The sequence below is a fragment of the Streptomyces sp. NPDC050147 genome, from assembly GCF_040660195.1.
GTDB lineage: Bacteria > Actinomycetota > Actinomycetes > Streptomycetales > Streptomycetaceae > Streptomyces.
This window is the reverse complement of record NZ_JBFALJ010000014.1, coordinates 117,298-133,747: the sequence shown is the minus strand read 5'-3', so window position 1 is coordinate 133,747 and position 16,450 is coordinate 117,298. Positions and strand designations below refer to the sequence as shown.

Sequence of the window (16,450 nt, the reverse complement as noted above, 5' to 3'; positions counted from 1 at the left end):
GCGTGTTTTGTGCCGGGCCTTTTTCTGTTTCAGAGCATGATGAGCAGACGCGTCTTCGGCTTGAGCTTCCTGTTCACCGAACGACTCTGTACGTAGACCTCCAGCTTGGGATTGTTGCCCGCTTTCACCGAGACCGTTCCCTGAATGCCGGACCCGAAGAGAAGACTGCGCGCCGCGTCCCCCGTATAGGCGCGATCGGTGTCCTTCTCAACGACTATGACTTCCTTGTCGGGCTGGACCTGAGCACGGGCGCCCAACTGGTAGTAACAAGAACCCCGTTCGTATGCCACGCCCGGATGTGAGTCGACGAAGGGGCGGATCTCGACTTCCTTGTCGACCTTCAGGAGCCTGTACTTGTCGGCCGGAATCGGTTCGAGATTCGCCCGCACCTCGTCGATCGATATGTCCTGACCGACGGCGAACAGGTTCTTCGTGCCGCGCACGCCCTTCTCGCGGGCCCGGAGGAAGCTGGTGGCGGCGGCGCGCACGGTGCCGATGGCCTCCTCGACGCCCTCCTGGGAGTCCGCGTCCCAGATGGCTATGTTCCCGGCCGGGAAGCCGTAGTTCTGGGCTGTGCGCTTGGCCAGGGAGTTCGGCACGAGGATGGCGGAAGTCCAGTGGCCCGGCAGTCCGCCCATCTTCGCCGCGATCTTGTCGAGCCAGGGGCCGAGGATCTTCATGTCGCCGTCGTGCCGCCTGTCGCCACCGGAGGCATTCTCCTCGCCGTCCGTCACCACGATCTGGAGGAAGCTGTGCTCGCCGTATTCCTCCCAGATGTGTCCCAGGTCGTCCAGAGACTTCAATGAAGCCTCAATGAGCGCCGTAGCCCCATTGTTGACGTGGTAGAGACCCCGCATGGACGGAAGATGCTTCACGTCCATGTCCCAGACGAGATTCTCCACCCTGTGGTCGAAGGAGTAGAGGCTGATCCGAGTCTCGTGGCCGAGGCTGTCGGATTCGGCCTTCAGCCCCGCCACGAACTCGTCCACCACACGAATGAGTTGGTTCTGGTGCAGACGCATGGAACCCGAACAGTCCACTACCAGCGCGACGTGATTCACCTTGTGCTGAATCCTGTTGGCGGACATGTTTCTGCTCCTTCTCCGAGGCTGCTTCCCGAGTGATTTCCACTCTATGGGGAGGCACTGACAACGCCCCTTGATGCGCCGTCACCAGCCGCCGTCGCTACGGCCGCGCGAGCCACAGGTCGGGGCCGAACACCTCGTAGTGGATGTCGGCGGCAGCCACGCCCTTGTCGAGGAGTTGTCCCCGCAGCGCGCGCATGAAGGGCAGCGGCCCACAGAGGTAGGCGCGAGTGCCGGACGCCAGGTGTACGTCGGTGAGGTCGACGCGGCCGGTGTGGTGTCCGGAGCCGGACTCCTCGTACCAGAAGTGGCCTGTGGCGGCGGGGAGTTCGGCCGTCAGTGCCTCGTGGCCGGCGCGCAGTGCGTGGCTCTCGGGGGAGCGGTCGGCGTGCACGATCGTCACGGGGCCCGGGTGCCCGGCGGCCGCGAGCTCTTCCAGCATGGCCAGCATGGGCGTGCAGCCGATGCCCGCGGAGGCGAGCAGCAGGGGCGCGTCGCCCGGTTCCAGGACGAGGTCGCCATACGGCGGGGAGATGTGCAGCGGGTCGCCCTGCCGGAGGTGCGCGTGCAGGTGGCGCGAGACCTCTCCGTCGGGGTTCTCGTCCTCGCCGGTGACCTGCTTGACCGCGATCGCGCGGGTCGTGGCGGACGGTGCGCCGATGAGGCTGTACTGGCGTATCTGCCGTGCGCCGTCGGCCAGTTGCACCTGGACCGAGATGTACTGTCCGGCCCGGAAAGCGGGCGCCGGGCCGCCGTCGGCCGGGCGCAGCAGGAACGACACGACGCCATCTGAAAGGCAAATTATCAGCTCACCTGTCAGTCCCCGCGCTTACGGTCCTTCGTGGATGCGTTCCGGCCCCCGCGGGGGCGCCACAGCCGCAGCCACACGTCGCGCGCGTGACGCCCGGCCTCCGTGCGGCTGCGCGCCACCATTTCGCGGGCCTCGCCGTGGGTCTCGACCATGGGGCCGGAGCCACGCAGCGGCCGGCCCGCCGTCTCGTGCAGGAAGAACGTCGATACCAGGCCGATCGCTCCGGCCACCATCAAGTAATAGGCAGGTACCAGCGGGTTGCCCGTCTTCTCGACCAGGAAGGAGGCGAGCAGAGGAGTGGTACCGCCGAAGAGGGAGACGGAGATGTTGTAGGCGATCGACAGGGCGCCGTACCGCAGGCGCGTGGGAAACAGGGCAGGCAGGGTCGCGGCGGCCGTGCCCGCGAAGCAGACCAGAAGCAGGCCGAGGATGGCACAGCCGAACGCGGGCAGGAGGATGCCGCCCTCCCGGATCAACAGGAAGGCCGGAATGGCGAGCGCGATCAGGGCGATGCTGCCGCCCATGAACATCGGGCGCCTGCCCCACCGGTCGGAGCTGCGTCCCACCGTGGTGATGGCGAGAGCCACCAGCAGCATGGTCCCGAGCACCAGCACCTGAGCCGTCGTGTCGCTCTCGCCCAACGTCACTGTCATGAACGTGGGGAGGTACGACGTCACCATGTAGTTCGTGACGTTGTAGAGCAGCACAAGGCCCATGCAGATCAGGACCGCCTGCCAGTGGCGGGTGAAGATCTCCTTGAGGCGTCCCTTGCCGGACTGGCGGGCCTGCTCGACGGGGTCCTCCTCGCCGCGCGGGCCCTCCTCGCGCTGGGCCGCGGCGGTGGCCGCCTCCTGCTGGAAGGCGGGCGTCTCCTCCAGCTTCAGCCGCATGTAGAGGCCGATGAGCCCGAGCGGTCCCGCGATGAAGAAGGGAATGCGCCAGCCCCAGCTCTCCAGGCCGTCCGCCCCGAGGGTCAGCGTAAGGACCGTGACCAGACCCGAGCCAAGGGAGTAGCCCACGAAGGTGCCGAAGTCGAGCCAGCTCCCGAGGAAACCGCGGCGCTGATCGGGGGCGTACTCGGCGATGTAGGTGGTGGCACCGGCGTACTCACCGCCCGTGGAGAAACCCTGCACCAGTCGGCATACGAGCAGCAGCAGCGGGGCGGCGAATCCGATGGAGGCGTACGAGGGCAGCAGGCCGACGGCGAACGTGCTCGCGGCCATCATGATCATGGTGGCCGCGAGCACCTTCTGCCGGCCGATGCGGTCGCCCAGCGGTCCGAAGACGAGGCCGCCCAAGGGGCGGACGAGGAAAGCCGCGGCGAACGTGGCGAATGTGGCGACGACCTGGGCCCCGGGCGAGCTGGAGGGAAAGAAGACTTTCCCGAGCGTGCCCGCCAAATAGGCGTAGACGCCGAAGTCGAACCATTCCATGGTGTTGCCGAGAGCGGCGGCCGTCACCGCGCGCCGCACCTTCGGACGGTCCGAGACCATCACGTCCTCGGCGCTGAGTGACTTCTTCCGCCGGCGCAGCAGCGTGCGCGCCATGCGGTCGGTCGCCGACCGTGACGCGCGCGACGGTTCCGTCTCCGGTCCCCGGGGCCGCCGGGGCGTTCGGTGCGGAAGGCCCTTCACCATGAAGCTTTTCTCCTCTTGCCTGAGAAAAAGCTGTGTCGCCGCAAAGTTAGGCTGATCAAGAAGGACCGGCAAATTGTCAGACGGAGGTGGCCGCCCTGGCCCGGAGTGCCTCGCCGATGTTCTCCTCGCGCCAGCGGCTCAGCAGTTCATGGAAGGCGACGGCGCCGTGCGGGTAGGCCGTGGGGCCGTTCGGGCGGCCACGGCCCTCGCCGTTGTAGTAGCCCGGGGTGCATTCGGCGTGGAACCACGCGTGGTCGGGGGCGCCCTGCGCACAGACCTCGACCCAGGCGTCCTCGACCTCGGGGGCGGGCTCCACGACGGCGCCTTTCTCCTCCGCGGCGGCGACCAGAGCGGCGGCGTGCACGGCCTGCTCGTCCAGGATGTGCGAGTAGTTCACGCTGCTCGCGTTCTGCAATGAACCCATCTGGATCAAGTTCGGGAACCCGTTGCTGGTGAAACCGTGCAAAGTGCGCGGGCCCCGTCGCTTCAGCGCGTCCAGAAGCTGGACCCCGTCGCGGCCGGTCACCGGCAGCTTCCCCGAGGTGATGCCGGAAAGGCCCACGGAGAATCCGGTGGCGAACACCAGGCAGTCGACCTCGTACTCCACTCCTCCCACGACGACCCCGCGCTCGCTCATGCGCTCGATTCCGTGCGTGTCGGCCGTGTCCACCATGGTGACGTCGGCGCGGTTGAACACGGGCAGGTACTTGTCGGAGAACGTGGGGCGCTTGCACGCGTACCGGTACCAGGGCGTGAGGGCCGCGGCGGTGGCGGCGTCGGTGACTTCGGCGGCCACGCGTGCCCGGATCTGGTTCATCGTGGCGTGGTCGGCCACCTCGTAGGCGGTCTCGAAGTCCGGCTCACCATGGCGGCGGAAGCTGGGTAGGAGCTTTTCCAGCAGACCGGCCGACTGGGTCCAGCGGTCGGCGACCAGGTCCTGCGCGGCATCTTCTCCGGAGCAGATCCGCAGGAAGTTCTCGCGGCGCTCGGCGGCCCAGCCGGGCCGGTGCGCGCCGACCTGTTGCGGTGTCATGCGCTGCTGGCCACGCACGTCCACGGCGGAGGGGGTGCGCTGGAAGACATACAGGTGTCCGGCGTCCTCGGCCAGCATCGGGATGACCTGCACGCCCGTGGCGCCGGTACCGACGACGCCGACCCGCTTGCCCGCCAGGCCCCGCATGCCGCCCTCGGGAGTGCCGCCGGTGTACCCGTAATCCCACCGCGAGGTGTGGAAGGTGTGGCCCCGGTAGTCCTCGATGCCGGGGATGCCGGGCAGTTTGGGTTCCGAGAGCGTGCCGGTGGCGGTGATGACGTAGGTGGCCCGGAAGTCGTCGCCCCGGTCGGTGGCGACCACCCACTGCTCGGCCGTCTGATCCCAGGTCAGGGAGGTGACGGTGGTGGAGAACAGGGCGTGCTCGTACAGGTCGAACTGCTCGGCGACACGCACCGCGTGCCGCCGGATCTCCTCACCCGGTGCGTACTTCCACTCGGGCACGTAGCCGGTCTCGTCGAGCAGCGGCAGGTACACGTGGGACTCGATGTCGCAGTGGATGCCGGGGTATCGGTTCCAGTACCACGTGCCGCCGAAGTCGCCGCCCTTCTCGATGACACGCACCTTCGCCACGCCCTGACGACGCAGACGCGCGCCCGCCAGGATTCCGCCGAATCCGCCGCCGACGATCGCGACATCCACCGCGTCGCGCAGCGGCTCGCGCTCCGTCACCTCACCGGTGTACGGGTCGGCGGCGAAGTAGCCGAACTCCGCCTCCGTCGACCGGTACTGGCCCGACCCCTCGGGACGTACGCGGCGTTCCCGCTCGACGCGGTAGCGCTCACGAAGGGCGACGATCTCCTGCGGGGTGGGCTGCCTCGTGGCGCACTTCGGCAGGGACATGGTGCGAGTTCCTCTCGTGGGGGAGGGGGAGGTGCGTCGGGCGCCGTGCGGGCGTGATCAGTGCCCTCGCCGGGGCGTCCCGAGCCGTCACAGGTACCGTAACCCAGGAACCGGACAGTGCTGTCCGGTTGGGGGTCGTTCCCGCCACGGCCCGCCCGAGTCTCACGACATGAAAGGTGCTGCGATGCCGAAGATCACCCCCGCCTCCCCACTCCGCGACTGGCTGGCCGAACCCACCGCCGGACAGGTACTCCGTGGTCTGCTGGCCTCGCAAGGGCAGAGCGAAGAGGCTCTCGCGCCCGCCCTCGGACTGCCGTTGGAGCAGCTCGTGCGGGTGTCCGCGGGGAAGTTCCCGCCGGAACTCGCGGACACGCTGGTCACCGCCGCCGAGACCGGCCGGATACCCGAGGGCCTGCCGACCGCGCCGGCGGCCGACGCCCCCGCGGTCGCGGTCGCGGAGCCCGACCCGGGCATCGAGATCGGCGCCCCCGAGCCGTGGACCGAGCAGGTCACGCCCGGACGCTTCGGCGGCCGGCAGGTCGTCGTCACCGGAGCCGCCTCCGGCATCGGCCGGGCCGTCGCCTCGCGCATCGTGCGCGAGGGCGGCCGCGTGGTCGCCGTCGACATCGTTGCCGACGGCCTCGCGGCCCTGGCCGCCGACCTCGGCGAGGCGCTCGTGCCCGTCACCGCGGACATCACCGAACCCGCCTCCGCCGCGACGGTCTTGGCCGCCGCGGCGGGTCGCGTGGACGCCCTGGCGAACGTCGCGGGCGTGATGGACAACGACGCCGCCGTGCACGAAGTCGACGACACGATCTGGGAACGCGTCCTGCGCGTCAACGTCGACGGCCCGATGCGCCTGATGCGCGCCGTCGTGCCCGGCATGCTCGCCGCGGGCGGCGGCCGGATCGTCAATGTCGTCTCCGAGGCGGCCCTGCGCGGCTCGGCCGCCGGCGCCGCGTACACGACCTCGAAGCACGCGCTGGTCGGCCTGACGCTGTCGTCGGCCTACCAGTACGCGGGAACAGGCGTGCAGATCAACGCGGTTGCCCCCGGCGCGGTGGCCACCGGCATCGCGATGCCTGCCGCCGCGCCGTTCGGCTCGGCCCGTACGGCGAAGATGCGCGTGGCGATCCCGCGCCTGGCCACGGCCGATGAGCTGGCTGCCTCGATCACCTTCCTGCTCAGCCGGGACGCGGTGAACATCAACGGCGCCATCCTGCCCTCCGACGGCGGCTGGTCGGCTGCCTGAGCTCCGCCCCGGAGCACTCGCCGCCCACGCGGAAGCCCCGGCCTCCACGCACCGGCGCCACGGCAGGCCTTCTGCCCCACGGCAGGTCCCCAGCCCCACGGACGTCGGCACGTCTCCTGCACATCACCACGTCCGGTCCACCCGGACGACGAGAAGGAGCACCCCCACCGCATGACCACCCACCCCACACCCCACCGCAGCCCCCGCGCCGCGCTGGCCGGTCTGGCCGCAGGCAGCCTTCTGGTCCTGGCCGGTTGCGGCACCCAGACCTCCGACGCCCCGGCCTCGCGCCCCGGGGCGTCAGGCGAGGGCAGGACGATCCGCGCCACGCAGGTCGCGCACGTGACCGACCCTCACGAGGCCACCGGCAGGACACTCCTGGAGGGGCCGGTCCTGGACGAGGACGGCGACCTGTATGTCGTGGACGTCACCGCCCCCGCCGGCGAGCCCAAGGTCATCTCCGTCGACCTGACCACCGGAAAGCACAAGGACCTCTACACCGACAAGACCGGCGCCTACACCTCCGCGCAGATCAGCCCGTACGACGGCCGTCTCTACCTCACCGACTACACCGGGTCCGTCGTCAGCACCGAGCCGGACGGCTCCGACCCGCGCACGTTCTTCTCCGGTGAGGTCGACGGCTCGGCCATGAACCTCGACGACATCGCCTTCGACGACGAGGGAAACCTGTACGTCAGCGACCTGCACGGCATGAAGCCGGGCAAGGCCGATGGGCGCATCGTGCGCATCGACCGCGACGGCGAGAACGCCACTGTCCTGGCCGACGGGCTCGCCCACCCCAACGGGGTGATGTTCGACCCCGAGCTGCACGGCTTGTGGATCAGCGAACTCGCCGAGAACACGATCTCCTACCTGCTGCTCGACGCCGACAAAACCACCGTGACCTCCCAGCACGAAGCCGTGCACGTCGACGCCGGCGTGGCCCAGACCGACTCCATAGCCGTGGACGCCGACGGCAATCTCTATCAGGCGCTGCACGGCCGGCCGGCCATGGCCGTCTTCAGTCCGCACGGCGAACGGCTGGCCACGGTCGAAGTCCCCGCCAAGGCCGCCGAGGGCCTGGAGTCGGCGACCAACGTCGCCATCACGCCGGGCGGCAAGAAGGCCTATATGACCGTGAGCGGCCCCGACGGCGGATACGTCTACCGGTTCACCGCACTCGCCGACGGCATCCGCCAGTCCAACGGCGGCTGACGCTCACGACTCCACGTCGGTCTCGACGGGCCGCAACGGCCCCACGTCGACGCCGAGCAGGCGCCAGGCCGCCAGAGCGCGGCGCTCCCGCTCGGCCGGGGTGGGGCCGGTGACGGCCCCGGAGACCATCGAGACAGCGAGCATGGCGTCGTCGGCGGACAGCCGATGCCCGGCGGGCAGGCACCGGGACAGGACGCTGTGGACGCGCCCTGCCAGCGCTTCGGCCTGTGCGCCGTCGCCACGCGAGCCGCGTATGCGCAGCAGGTCGACGAACGCCGTCGACCGGGTCAGGTGCCAGGTGACCACGCCCAGGACGCTGGCCGGGCTCGCGTCGGGCTCGTCCGCGGCCTGTTCGATCTGCTGGACGTTCTCGTCCAGGACGGCGGAGGCCAGCGCGATCCGGTCGGCGAAATGCCGGTAGAGGCTGCCCTGTCCCACCCCGGCGCGGCGCGCGACGGCGGACAGCGGTGCGTCAAGACCCTGCTCGGCGAACACCTCGCGGGCGGCGGCGATGAGGGCCGCCCGATTGCGGGCCGCCACCCGCCGCCCCTGGTTGGCCGGACGGGCGGCGCCCGCCGCGCTGCCGCGGGCGGCCGACCGCGGACCATGGGGCTCGGAGGGGTTCATCACGCTGGAAGGGTAGTACGACCACTCTGTCCGGCTTCGCGGCCCCGGCCCCCGCGGCCCCCGCGGCCGGCGTCGGGCCGGTGGTGCTGCTTCACGGGGTGGTGTTCTTGCGGGCTCGGTAGGCGGCGGCTTTGACGCGGTTGCCGCAGGACTGCATGCCGCACCAGGAGCGACGCGCACCGCGGGAGCGGTCGAGGTACAGGCGGGTACAGCTCGGGCGGCCGCATTCCTTGAGGCACGTGCGGGGGTCGGCGAGCAGGGTGATGGCGCCGCGCGCGATGTGGGTGAGCGCGGAGGTGAGATCTCCTGTCCGGTGGATGCCCGCGTCTTCGAGCCGGAGAGCGGGGAGCGGCCCGGCGGCGGCGTCGTTGAGGATGTCCAGGCCGGCCGGGTCGTAGCGGCGGCCGTGCATGCGGTCGAGCGCGAGCTGATGGATGGCTTCACGCAGTAGTAGGGCGTCGGCGAGGGCCGGGGCGTCGATGCTGACCTGATCGGGGAGCTCGTCGCAGGCCGTCACCCATTGTTCGAGGTCGGCGGGGGTGGTCAGGAGGTCGCGGGGCTGGTCGCGGCGGGATTCCACGGTGGCGACCAGGTCCAGGGCGGGATTGCCGCTCACGAAGGCGAAGTGCACGTCACCATCTTGACCGGTGACGCGGGGCGGGGCAACACTCATCTCTTGTCACCTGTTTAACCGGTGACGGAGAGGATCCTGATCGGTATCCGTTTCCGTCGCACCGAACTGCTCGCCGAACTGCTGTGAAAGGGGAGAGCGGATGCCTGGTAGGGGCGACGTCGATATCGAGGTGATCGTCTTCGATGTGCTGGGGACGATGGTGGATGAGTCCGGAGGGCTGCGGTCGGCCCTGGGGGAGGCGGTGTCCGCGTCCGGGGTCGAGGCGTCCGGCGTCGAGTCGTACGGCGCCGAGTCGTCCGGCGGGGTGTCTGTGGAGCGCGCGCTCGCGGTCTGGCGGGAGCACGTGGAGCGTGAGCAGCGGCGTATCGGGGAGGGGGTCCGTACGTATGCCGACAGTGATGTCATCGACCGGGAGGCAGCCGAGCGTGTGGCCGAGTACGTGGGGCTGAGTGATCCGGTGGCCATCGCGCGGCTGGCCGGGGCGTCGCGGCGGCTGCGGCCGTGGGGGGATTCGGTTGCCGGGCTCGCGCGTCTTGCGGGGCGGGTTCCGGTGCTGGGTCTTTCGCATGCCAGTCGCGGGACGTTGCTGCGGTTGAACGCGTACGCGGGCTTGCGCTGGCATCAGGCGTTGTCGGGCGAGGAGGTGCGGGCGTACAAGCCCGCGCAGGAGGTCTACCGGCTCGCGATCGACGCGGCGGGGTGCCCGGCCGGGCGGGTGTTGATGGTTGCCGCGCATGCGTGGGATCTACGGGGGGCGCAGGAGGCGGGCATGCGAACGGCGTACGTCCAGCGGCCGGTGGGGGACCCGCCGACGAGTACCGACTCCTTCGACTGGCGGGTGGAGAGCCTGAAGGAGTTGGCGGCCGCACTGAAGGCGGCGTAGCGGACGTGTCGTAGCCGGAGGTGGCGCAGCGGAGGGGCAGCGGAGAGCCCCGGACATCGTGAGGAAGTCCGGGGCTTCGCCCTGAGCGCTGGGCAGGCCTTGCACCTGCATTTCCCCGCAGGAAGCGGGGCGTCTTTCCTTGGACGACCAACGCGGGGCCCGCCGCCGGGAGTTCTCCGGCCGCAGGCTCAAGATCAACTGTACCGCACGGTGGCGCCGCGTGCACCACGCCCACGTCTGTCGGCCGCACTGAGCCGCATGGGCGTGTGGTGTCGGGCTCTGGAGTGGTGACGGCTGGGCACATCGAGTGGTCGTCGATGAATGTCTTGACGTCAACTTCAGCTTGAGGTTCTGCCGGTGAACGCTCTGGACGCAACGAAGTTCCAGTCGTCGCGGTCGCGGAAAACGGTTGCCTGTCGGCGAGAGCCTTGGATGCAATGTCCGGCATGATCAGTACGCCACCATCACCGTCACCAGCCGCAGCCGGACGAGCTGACGGGGCATCCGTTCGGATCGGCGCTCTCGTTCCGCTGACTCGGCCTGGCTGGGTCGAGGCAGGCAGACAACTGCTCGCTGGGCTTGAGCTTGCCGTTCACGAAGTCAACGACGCCGGCGGCATCGCCGGACAGCCACTTGAGCTGGTCGTCCGAGACACCGCGGCTGATCCACGGAAAGCCGCGGCGGCCGTGGACGAACTGGCCGCCCTGGGCGTGCCTGCCGTGGTGGGGGAGTACCACAGCGTTGTGGCCCGCGCCGCCGCCGTTCGGGCCGACGCACTCGGCCTGCCGTTTCTCTGCTCGTCGGCGGTTCTCGACGTGCTCACCGAGCAGCCGACGCAATGGGTGGCGCGCCTTCCCCCGCCGCAGTCCCGAGGCTGGCGGGTCTATGCGGACTTCCTCCTCGGCGCGGGCCACAGCCGAATCGCCGTGGCAGCACAGCCGAGTGTCTACTGGGCGTCCGGGACGAGCATTCTGCGGGACCACCTCGCTCCACGCGGCGGCACCGTCATCGAACTCGACATGAGCGCGCTCACCCCGGCGACCGTGTGCGACGCGCTCGTCGACCACGGCGCGACAGCCCTCCTGCTGCTGGTCGGCCACCCGGAACCGGCCGTGCCGATCGTCAGGTCCGTTCGCCGCGATCCGCGCCTCGCAAAGATCCAGATCGGTGCTCCGGCCGGGCAGCCGGAGTTCGCCGAATGGGCGGTGTCGCTGGGCGACGACGGGGCGGCGATCCCGTTCTTGCGCTATCTGCCCGAGCGCCTCAGCCCACTCGGCGCGCGTGTCGAGACGCTTCTTCGTGAGCGGCTCGGTGAAGCGCCCTCCTTCGTCGCCTTCGAGGGCTACGACACTGTCGCCGTCCTCGCCGAGGTTCTGCGCTCGCAGGGCGCGGACCGGGCACGCATCGCCGAATGCTGGCCGCGCGTCGCGGTCGAAGGCACCCGGGGGCGGATCCAGTTCTCCCGTACGCCTGGCATCAGCGTCTGGCAGTGGGCTCGGGCGCCGATCCAAGTCGTCGACCGAGATCCGGGGCGACCCGGTCGCTTTCGGATCCTTCACGCCGGCTGAGCGCGAAGGTCCGGTTGCCGAGATCCTCGCGGCGGTTCGGACGTGGAGCCGGGACGGGCAGATGCTCGCCGGCGGACTGCTGGACGGGCCAGGGCTGTTGCGACTGACGATCGCGCCGGACGCCTGGCGGGACGAGGAGCTGGCCCGCCGGTTGGTGGAGGACGTGACCGAGCCGCAGCATGGCGTACTGCCGCACGGCAAGGTGAACATCGAGGCGCCGATGGCCGCGCTGGACCAGGATCTGCCGGCCGAAGACGGGCTACGGCAAGGCGATCACTGTCGCCGCTGCCGCCGCACTGCGGGAGATGGGCTCGTCCAGTGCGACGGTCCGCACGCCGAGCTCGAACGGCGGAGCCGTCGCCACCTACCGGGCAGCTGACTTTCGTCAACTGCCCGAGGTCCAGGGCCGGTTCCGGGACGTTTGACCGACGGAGTCGCGCGGGAACACGACTGGCTGTAGAGGCGAACAGGCGAACAGGCGAACAGGCGAACAGGCGGACAGGCGAGCAGCCGAGCAGGCGGATGGGGTCAGAGACTGTCCGCCGGGTGAGCGGGTCGCGCATCAGACCTCGGTGTCCGAGGTTCCCCCACCGCCAGACGCGGCCAGTCAGCCAGGTCCCGCAAGAGCTGCCGGTCGTGCGTCGCGACGACGACGGCGGCGCTCGTGCCGCGCAGCGCGTCGGTCAACTCGTCGACCAGCGCGGCCGACAGGTGGTTGGTCGGCTCGTCGAGCAGGACGAGTCCGGGCCGCCCGGCCAGCGCCAGTGCCAGATCGAGACGCCGCTGCTGGCCCTGCGACATGTGCCCGACCGGGGTGCGCATCGCCTCGGCGTCCAGTAGCCCGAGCGCCCCGAGCGGGACGGCGTCGGCGTCCCGGATCGCCCCGCCGGCCACCAGTCGTCCGACGTGACGGGCGTGCACCTCGTGAGCGGTGAGACCGGGGTCCTGCCGGGCGGTCTCCTGGGTGACCTGGACGATCAGGGCGCCCTTCGCCGTCCGCACGTGACCGTGCGTGGGGGTGAGGGAACCGGAAAGCACCGCGAGCAGGGTGGACTTCCCGGCGCCGTTGGGCCCGGTGACAAGGAGCCGGTCGCCGCCGTCAAGAGTGAGGTCGACCGGCTCGCGCAGCCGTCCCTCGACCGCGAGGCCGTGCGCCCGTAGCTGCGGCGTACCCGGTCGGACGCCCAGGTCCGGCCACCGCAACATGGGCGGCGGCTGCGGCACGTCGATCCGGTGCGCCTGAAGGGCGTCCTGCTGTCGCTTCAGTGCCTGTACGACGCCGGGGGCGCGGGACTGGCGCTGGTGCTTGCCGGTCCCTTTGTCGGGCCGCCAGCCGGTGGTGAGCCGGTCGCGGGCCGCCGAGACGGCGTCGTGCAGCCGCCGGTGCTCGGCCTGCTGCTCCTCATGATCATGCTCCCAGCGCTGCCGGTCGCGGCGGCGGGCGTGCTGCCAGGCGTCATAGCCGCCGGCGTAGAGGCGCGGCCTGCCGTCGCGGGACGGGTCGAGGTCCAGGAACCGGTTCGCGACATCGCGCAGCAGCGCCCGGTCGTGGCTGACGACAGCGAGGCCACCGTCGTGCTCGCGCAGCCTGCGGGTGAGGAAGTCGAGGCCGTCGGCGTCGAGGTGGTTGGTCGGCTCGTCGAGGAGCAGGATGTCGTGCCGCGCGCCGAGCAGGCACGCGAGACGGACCCGGTAGCGCTGCCCGACCGACAGCGTCGACAGGGGGCGATCGCGGTCGGTGCATGCGCCGAGCGCTTCCAGGGCGACGTCGACGCGGCGTTCGGCGTCCCACGCGTCGAGCCGGGTAGCGGCGTCGAGCGCGGCGGCATAGCGGTCATCGGCGCCGGCGTCGCCCTCGGCCATGGCGAGCGTCGCCTCGTCCAACGCGGCGAGGGCCGCGAGCGAGGTGGCCAGCGCCTGGGAGGTCAGAGTGCCTACGGTCTCCCCGTCGCGCACGGACAGCTCCTGGCGGGCCAGGCCGATCGTCCCGGCCCGGTGCACGGTGCCCTCGTCGGGTGCGATCAGTCCGGCCAGGACGTGCAGCAGCGTCGTCTTGCCCCGGCCGTTCTCGCCCACGACGGCGATGCGTGACCGGGCGGAGAGCGTGACCGAGACGTCGTTCAGGACGCGCCGGGACCCGCGGGTGACGGCGAGGCCCTGGGCGCGGACGTGCGCACTGCCGCCGGCCTCGACGGGCAGGGACACGGCTTCGGGGAGAGGAGAGGTGTTCAACGGATGCTCCGCAGCTCGCAGTGGAGCCGGGCAGCAGAAAGCGGCCGCCCGGCGGGAACCGGAACGGCGGCGGATTCAACAGGGAGAAGGCGCCGCCGTCAGCGGGCGGAGCGGACCTTCTGCGACCAGATACCTCGTGCCATAACGATCAGGCTAGCAGGATCGCCGCTCCGGCCGCTGGGTCAGCGGAGCCGGGGCCGCGAGCGGCGTACGCCGAAGTCTTGGACGACGCACCGACGCACCGACGCACCGACGCATCCCCTTCAGGTCCCGTCGTCCCCGGCTCGGGGCCACCCCGGTCTGACATCCTGGCGCGGTGCGCGTACTGATCGTGACCGCGGGAAGCTGGGGCGATGTCGCCCCTTACACCGGACTGGGCGTGCGACTGCGCTCGGCGGGCCACGAGGTGGTCCTTGCCACCCATGAGCGCTTCGCGCACGCGGTGACTGCCCACGGCCTCGGGTTTCGGCCCCTGCCCGTCGACCCGCGGCAGGAACTGGCCTCACAGGACGGCCAGGGCCTGGCCCGAGCGGTCAGCCCGCCTGTGGCCATGGCGCGGTTGATGCGGATGGCACGGGCGTTCATGCCCCGGTTGACGGCCGGTGTCGCGGAGGCTGTGCGCGAGGGCGCCGACGTGGTGCTGAGCTCTACGGTCACCGACCCCATGTGCGCGGCGCTGGGCGAGGCACTGCGCCTGCCGAGCATGGGGGTCTACCTCCAGCCGGTCCACCCCACGGGCGCCTTCCCGCCGCTCATCACCGGGGCCCGTTCCTTCGGGCCCCGCGGCAACCGCCTGGCCTCCCAGGCGCTGTGGCTCGGCAGCGATCCGATCTTCGCCCCCGCGGTCGGCGCCCTGCGTCGCGAACTGGGCTTGCCGCGCCGGAGATTCAGCGGACCGCTGAGCCTGCCGCACGGGCGTACCGTCCTGCACGGCTTCAGTCCGCGCATCGTCCCCCGCCCCGCGGACTGGCCCTCGGGACATGAGGTGGGCGGCTATTGGTGGCCTCGGACCACGCCCGGCTGGAAGCCCGAGGCACGGCTGCTGGACTTCCTCGACGCGGGACCACCGCCGGTGTTCGCAGGTTTCGGCAGCTTCGTCACCGCCGACTCCGAGCGGTTGAGCACCTTGCTGGCCGATGCCCTGCGCCGCGCGAAGGTGCGCGGCATCATCCAGGCCGGGTGGAGCGGCTTGCACGCCGAGAGCGACGACCTGATCACGGTGCAGGAAGTGCCCCACGCCTGGCTGTTCCCCAGGACGGCCGCCGTCATCCACCACGCCGGCGCAGGCACCACCGCGGCGGGGCTGCGTGCCGGGACCCCCTCCGTCCTCGTCCCCGTCCAACTGGACCAGCACTTCTGGGCCTCCCGCCTGCACACCTTGGGCCTCTCGCCGCGTCCGCTGCGCTACCAGCGCCTGACCGCCGACCGCCTCACCCAGGCGATCACCACAGCCGTCCAGAGCCCCGCCCTGCGCGCCCGCGCCCAGGAGACGGCCGCGGCCATCGCCCGCGAAGACGGCACCCACCAGGTCCTGAGAGCCATCGAACGGATCGGTAAGCGCTGAGGAGCCGAAGCCGCCATGTCTCCTACATGAGACGGCGCCGGAACCTCCGGACGCCCGGGGGGCTACGCTCATCACATGATCATCCCGTTCATGGTCGGCATCACCGTCCTCGCCACCGTCGCCGCCGTAGGCGTCTGGGTGTGCCTGGAGTTCCGCAAGGCGTGTCGCGAGCGCAGGCGTGCGCCTGCTGCCGCCGACGGCTGGTAGCCCCGGCCCTGGAGACTGACGCCGCAGGCGTGAGGTGCTACGACATCCCCGGGCCGTAGCGCACTGCGATCTCCTCCGAGCCGGCCCATCGGCTGTAGGTGGGGGACTGCGGCCAGCCCTCCGGCGAGTCCTGCCACTCCTCCTGCCGCCCGTACGGCAACACGTCGATCAGCGCGAAGGTGTGACTGAGCTGCTCGGTGCCTCGGCCGCTGGTGTGCCAGGTGCGATAGACGGTGCCGCCGTCCCGCAGGAAGACATTGACCGCGAATCCGCCGCCGGGAGGCGCGCCCACGTCGCTGCCGAACGGGCTGTTCGCGGTGGAGTACCAGGTCATCCGGTTCCCGACCCGCCGCTTGTACGCGAGGGCCTCGGCGATCGGACCCTGCGTGACGATGACGAACCTGGCGTCGTAATCCTCCAGGAACTCGAGACGGGTGAACTGCGAGGTGAACCCCGTGCAGCCCGGGCACTGCCACTCCTTGCCGGGGAACCACATGTGGTTGTAGACGATCAGCTGGGTCGTGTCGTCGAAGAGGTCGGCCAGCCGGACCGGCCCCTCCTCGCCGTCGAGGGTGTAGTCGGGCATCTCGACCACAGGCATCCGGCGACGCTGTGCGGCGATCGCGTCCAGCTCCCGAGTCGCGGCCTTCTCCCGTACGCGCAGGTCGTCGAGGTGTCGCTGCCAGGTCGCGGCATCGACGACGGGCGGCAGTGCTTTGAGGGTCATGAGTGCCTCCGGAACGCGGTTTGCCCATACAGACCGTGCGCGTTCGCGGAATTCATCGCTTTCCGGCGACGACGGCGAGAAAAACCACTGAGCCCGGCGCCTGTTCTTCCAGCG

Annotated in this window: 13 protein-coding genes and 2 pseudogenes; 7 read left to right on the top strand and 8 right to left on the bottom strand. The window is 70.5% G+C overall.

All coding sequences use genetic code 11. The features are described from left to right. Positions 1 to 29: 29 nt before the first annotated feature. From AB0I94_RS22400 to AB0I94_RS22385, 4 genes and pseudogenes are all read right to left on the bottom strand, one after another. Complete coding sequence (locus AB0I94_RS22400) at positions 30 to 1,088, bottom strand: vWA domain-containing protein (RefSeq protein ID WP_363311352.1); 1,059 nt, start codon at positions 1,086 to 1,088, stop codon at positions 30 to 32. 97 nt (positions 1,089 to 1,185) lie between these two features. Next, positions 1,186 to 1,878: pseudogene (locus AB0I94_RS22395) on the bottom strand (FAD-binding oxidoreductase); the annotation flags it as partial. A 23-nt stretch (positions 1,879 to 1,901) separates the two neighbouring features. Next, positions 1,902 to 3,443: a glycine betaine/L-proline transporter ProP gene (proP, locus tag AB0I94_RS22390; RefSeq protein ID WP_363311351.1), complete on the bottom strand. Its 1,542-nt coding sequence runs from the start codon at positions 3,441 to 3,443 to the stop codon at positions 1,902 to 1,904. A gap of 166 nt (positions 3,444 to 3,609) precedes the next feature. After that, positions 3,610 to 5,427: an NAD(P)/FAD-dependent oxidoreductase gene (locus AB0I94_RS22385; protein ID WP_363311350.1), complete on the bottom strand. Its 1,818-nt coding sequence runs from the start codon at positions 5,425 to 5,427 to the stop codon at positions 3,610 to 3,612. Positions 5,428 to 5,611: 184 nt separating this feature from the next. Here AB0I94_RS22385 and AB0I94_RS22380 point away from each other — a divergent pair, with 184 nt between their 5' ends. Further along, positions 5,612 to 6,679 (top strand): SDR family NAD(P)-dependent oxidoreductase, encoded by a 1,068-nt coding sequence (locus AB0I94_RS22380; RefSeq protein ID WP_363311349.1) that lies wholly within the window; start codon positions 5,612 to 5,614, stop codon positions 6,677 to 6,679. A 171-nt stretch (positions 6,680 to 6,850) separates the two neighbouring features. Further along, complete coding sequence (locus AB0I94_RS22375; RefSeq protein WP_363311348.1) at positions 6,851 to 7,894, top strand: SMP-30/gluconolactonase/LRE family protein; 1,044 nt, start codon at positions 6,851 to 6,853, stop codon at positions 7,892 to 7,894. Positions 7,895 to 7,897: 3 nt separating this feature from the next. Here AB0I94_RS22375 and AB0I94_RS22370 read toward each other — a convergent pair whose 3' ends face one another. After that, a complete protein-coding gene (locus tag AB0I94_RS22370; RefSeq protein ID WP_363311438.1) occupies positions 7,898 to 8,521 on the bottom strand; it encodes a helix-turn-helix domain-containing protein in 624 nt (207 codons plus the stop codon). A gap of 91 nt (positions 8,522 to 8,612) precedes the next feature. Beyond that, positions 8,613 to 9,194, bottom strand: a complete 582-nt coding sequence (locus AB0I94_RS22365) for an ABATE domain-containing protein (protein WP_363311347.1) — start codon at positions 9,192 to 9,194, stop codon at positions 8,613 to 8,615. Between the two features lie 100 nt (positions 9,195 to 9,294). On the opposite strand from AB0I94_RS22365, the gene AB0I94_RS22360 reads away from it, so the two are divergent. The 3 genes and pseudogenes from AB0I94_RS22360 to AB0I94_RS22350 form a co-directional block, all read left to right on the top strand. Beyond that, positions 9,295 to 10,038 (top strand): haloacid dehalogenase type II, encoded by a 744-nt coding sequence (locus AB0I94_RS22360; RefSeq protein WP_363311346.1) that lies wholly within the window; start codon positions 9,295 to 9,297, stop codon positions 10,036 to 10,038. 449 nt (positions 10,039 to 10,487) lie between these two features. Continuing rightward, positions 10,488 to 11,606, top strand: coding sequence for an ABC transporter substrate-binding protein (locus AB0I94_RS22355; protein WP_363311437.1), 1,119 nt, complete (start codon positions 10,488 to 10,490; stop codon positions 11,604 to 11,606). 31 nt (positions 11,607 to 11,637) lie between these two features. Then, positions 11,638 to 12,031: pseudogene (locus tag AB0I94_RS22350) on the top strand (hypothetical protein); the annotation flags it as partial. A gap of 103 nt (positions 12,032 to 12,134) precedes the next feature. Here AB0I94_RS22350 and AB0I94_RS22345 read toward each other — a convergent pair. After that, complete coding sequence (locus AB0I94_RS22345; RefSeq protein ID WP_363311345.1) at positions 12,135 to 13,838, bottom strand: ABC-F family ATP-binding cassette domain-containing protein; 1,704 nt, start codon at positions 13,836 to 13,838, stop codon at positions 12,135 to 12,137. Positions 13,839 to 14,154: 316 nt separating this feature from the next. Here AB0I94_RS22345 and AB0I94_RS22340 point away from each other — a divergent pair, with 316 nt between their 5' ends. Beyond that, a complete protein-coding gene (locus AB0I94_RS22340; protein WP_363311344.1) occupies positions 14,155 to 15,402 on the top strand; it encodes a glycosyltransferase in 1,248 nt (415 codons plus the stop codon). A gap of 75 nt (positions 15,403 to 15,477) precedes the next feature. Beyond that, positions 15,478 to 15,609 carry a hypothetical protein gene (locus tag AB0I94_RS22335; RefSeq protein WP_363311343.1) on the top strand — a complete coding sequence of 44 codons (132 nt, stop codon included), beginning with the start codon at positions 15,478 to 15,480 and terminating at the stop codon, positions 15,607 to 15,609. A gap of 37 nt (positions 15,610 to 15,646) precedes the next feature. Here AB0I94_RS22335 and AB0I94_RS22330 read toward each other — a convergent pair whose 3' ends face one another. Further along, on the bottom strand, positions 15,647 to 16,336 hold the full coding sequence (locus tag AB0I94_RS22330; RefSeq protein ID WP_363311342.1) for a DUF899 family protein: 690 nt from the start codon (positions 16,334 to 16,336) through the stop codon (positions 15,647 to 15,649). Positions 16,337 to 16,450: the final 114 nt, after the last annotated feature.

Excerpts from the sequence above, each read along its gene's own strand:
- AB0I94_RS22385 (WP_363311350.1), bottom strand. The coding sequence starts at position 5,427 with ATGTCCCTGCCGAAGTGCGCCACGAGGCAGCCCACCCCGCAGGAGATC.
- AB0I94_RS22360 (WP_363311346.1), top strand. The coding sequence starts at position 9,295 with ATGCCTGGTAGGGGCGACGTCGATATCGAGGTGATCGTCTTCGATGTG.
- AB0I94_RS22335 (WP_363311343.1), top strand. The coding sequence starts at position 15,478 with ATGATCATCCCGTTCATGGTCGGCATCACCGTCCTCGCCACCGTCGCC.
- AB0I94_RS22375 (WP_363311348.1), top strand. The coding sequence starts at position 6,851 with ATGACCACCCACCCCACACCCCACCGCAGCCCCCGCGCCGCGCTGGCC.
- AB0I94_RS22330 (WP_363311342.1), bottom strand. The coding sequence starts at position 16,336 with ATGACCCTCAAAGCACTGCCGCCCGTCGTCGATGCCGCGACCTGGCAG.
- AB0I94_RS22380 (WP_363311349.1), top strand. The coding sequence starts at position 5,612 with ATGCCGAAGATCACCCCCGCCTCCCCACTCCGCGACTGGCTGGCCGAA.
- AB0I94_RS22400 (WP_363311352.1), bottom strand. The coding sequence starts at position 1,088 with ATGTCCGCCAACAGGATTCAGCACAAGGTGAATCACGTCGCGCTGGTA.
- proP (WP_363311351.1), bottom strand. The coding sequence starts at position 3,443 with ATGGCGCGCACGCTGCTGCGCCGGCGGAAGAAGTCACTCAGCGCCGAG.
- AB0I94_RS22365 (WP_363311347.1), bottom strand. The coding sequence starts at position 9,194 with ATGAGTGTTGCCCCGCCCCGCGTCACCGGTCAAGATGGTGACGTGCAC.
- AB0I94_RS22370 (WP_363311438.1), bottom strand. The coding sequence starts at position 8,521 with ATGAACCCCTCCGAGCCCCATGGTCCGCGGTCGGCCGCCCGCGGCAGC.